Origin of the sequence: Streptomyces sp. NPDC046876 (genome assembly GCF_040645035.1) — a bacterium.
Lineage (GTDB): Bacteria > Actinomycetota > Actinomycetes > Streptomycetales > Streptomycetaceae > Streptomyces.
In genome coordinates this window covers 1-2,149 of record NZ_JBEYXK010000221.1, presented here as the reverse complement: position 1 = coordinate 2,149, position 2,149 = coordinate 1, and the positions used below count along the sequence as shown (strand labels likewise).

General features: G+C 69.7%; 3 protein-coding genes. 2 read left to right on the top strand and 1 reads right to left on the bottom strand.

The features are described from left to right. Positions 1-454: 454 nt before the first annotated feature. Positions 455-631, bottom strand: coding sequence for a hypothetical protein (locus tag ABZ924_RS38475; RefSeq protein WP_361920381.1), 177 nt, complete (start codon positions 629-631; stop codon positions 455-457). A 39-nt stretch (positions 632-670) separates the two neighbouring features. Between ABZ924_RS38475 and ABZ924_RS38470 the strand changes: the two genes are divergently transcribed. Then, entirely contained in the window at positions 671-916 is a 246-nt protein-coding gene (locus ABZ924_RS38470) for a hypothetical protein (RefSeq protein WP_361920379.1), read from the top strand. 24 nt (positions 917-940) lie between these two features. Next, positions 941-1,780 (top strand): hypothetical protein, encoded by an 840-nt coding sequence (locus ABZ924_RS38465; protein ID WP_361920377.1) that lies wholly within the window; start codon positions 941-943, stop codon positions 1,778-1,780. Positions 1,781-2,149: the final 369 nt, after the last annotated feature.

Genomic DNA, 2,149 nt, shown 5'->3' with positions numbered 1-2,149 from the left:
GCCGGCCCGTCAAGGGCGCTCCCTCGTCGCGTCGCTTCGCGATGGCCTTCGGCCACCCTTGACAGGCCGGCGCGAACCGAAATGCCAAAGAGCTGCCGGGAAGCCCCCGAAGGATGGCCAGGGGGTCAAGACAAGGGAGGCCTCTCGTCAGAGAGAGCAGCCCGGGTCGGAAGGTGCAGAATCCTTCCTCCCAGCATGACCACCCCTCCCCGGCACCGGGCATGCGGGTAGCCGAGCCCCCAAAGGACCCCCTGAGACGCATCTCCGCAGCCGAGGGGCTCCAACCTGCACGAGACGTCAATGAGATGACCGTCGGGAGCGGGCAGACGCACCAGATCGCTACGCGCTCCTCCTTTCTCGGCGCCCGACGGCCGTCTGTGGCTGGTAGCGCACCAGATCGCTACGTGGTCCCCTCTTGTCGGCGGCCGACGGTCGTGGGTGGCTGGTAGGTGCGTCAGGCCGCCTCGGGTTCTGTCCTCCACGTGGAGCGGAGCCGGGCGCCGGCCTCGTCGGCCTGGCGACGACCTGCTTGGTAGGCCGGTTCCCAGGCTGCCAGGTCGCCCGGGTCCGAGCCGAAGGCGCGTACCGAGGCGGGGTCGGGGCCGATGGTCACCACGGTGTCTGCCCCCACGGCCGCCAGCTGCTGGTTGAGTGGCTCGCGGGGAAACAGGTGCGCCCGCTCGACCACGACCAGCGTGCGGGCTCCGGCAGCGAGGTCGGCGTTGGCACCCGATCGCAGCGCACCGACACGCTCCGTGCCACCTTCCGCGAAGTCTCCGCCGGTCCCGAGGACACCGTCACACCCACGTTGATCATGGCCGTCGTCCGTGGCCTGCTGTTCGATCTCACAGCCACCGGCGACCGTCACCGCACCGATCGCGCCCTGGACCGCTTCGCTGAACTCCTGGCGCAGTGAAGCCCGCTTGTACGATCTGCGTCCGTGACAGAGATCGATTACGGGCGCTTCCACGAACTGCTGGAGCAGGCGCGCAGCGCCGTGGGTTCCGACAGGTGGGAGCTGCTGCGCCGCTTTCAGGAGGAGTGGGGCTACCGGCCCGGGCCCGGAGGGCGACGGCGACGGGATGCGCCGGACGAGCACAAGGAGTACGTCGCCAACCTGAGGGCCGCCACCCCGGATGACGTCGACCGCTCCCTCCCCGTGCCCGCCGCGCTGGACGAGTGGTGGGACCTTCCGTTCAACTCCCTCGCGGACCGGTGGGAGGTCTACGAGACCAACCCGGTCTGGCCACCCACCATCCGCCCCGACCCCAGCGGCTACGGCACCTCCGACGGGCTGCCCAGCGGCAACCCGTTCGTCGGACCGGGGGACGACCAGCGCGTCTGCGTGTTCATGGCCGAGAACCAGTACTGCAATGAGTGGGGCTACCCCGCGGCCCACGCCCATCTCGCCGACCCGCAGGTGCTCGTCAGCGGCCTCGATGAGAAATATGAACCGGTCTGGCTGCTCCAGAGCCACTCGGTCTCCGAGTTCCTCCTGCAACTGGCCGTCACCCGACTGCCCGCCCACTACGGGCACATCGTCGAGGACAACGAGGTCGACCCCGAGGTGGTGACCCGGCTCCGGGCCCACCTGCAACCGATGGGATTCCTCCCGTGGCGCGAACTCGGCGCGCACACCGAGTACTTCGGCGGCCTCGACGTCATCGTCGCGCACAACACCGGAGAGGGCGACTTCGCGCTCGCCGCCTACGCACGTACAGCGAAAGCCCTGGAGCAACTCGCCGAAACCCTCGGCGTCGATTGGCCGGAGGACGACTGACCCGCGGCGCCCGACAGCGTCCAGGTCGCTGAGGGGGCTGTCGAGGGGCGTGACAGACGGCCGTCAGCCGCCAAGCAAGAGGCAGCAGGTAGCGAACTGCCGCGCCCACCAGCCACGGACGACCGTCGGCCGCCGAAGAAGAGGGGGCCACGTAGCGATCTGGTGCGCTACCAGCCCCAGGCGGCCGCCGGACGCCGAGAAAAGAGGAGCGCGTAGCGATCTGGCGCGTCTACCCGCTCCTGGCGGTCATCTCATTGAGGTCTCGTGCAAGGTAGAGCCCCTCGGCTCCGGCGATGGACCTCTAGCGGGCCTTGGGGGCTCGGCTACCCGCATGCCCGGTGCCGGGCGGGGTGGCGAGGTGGGGAGGAA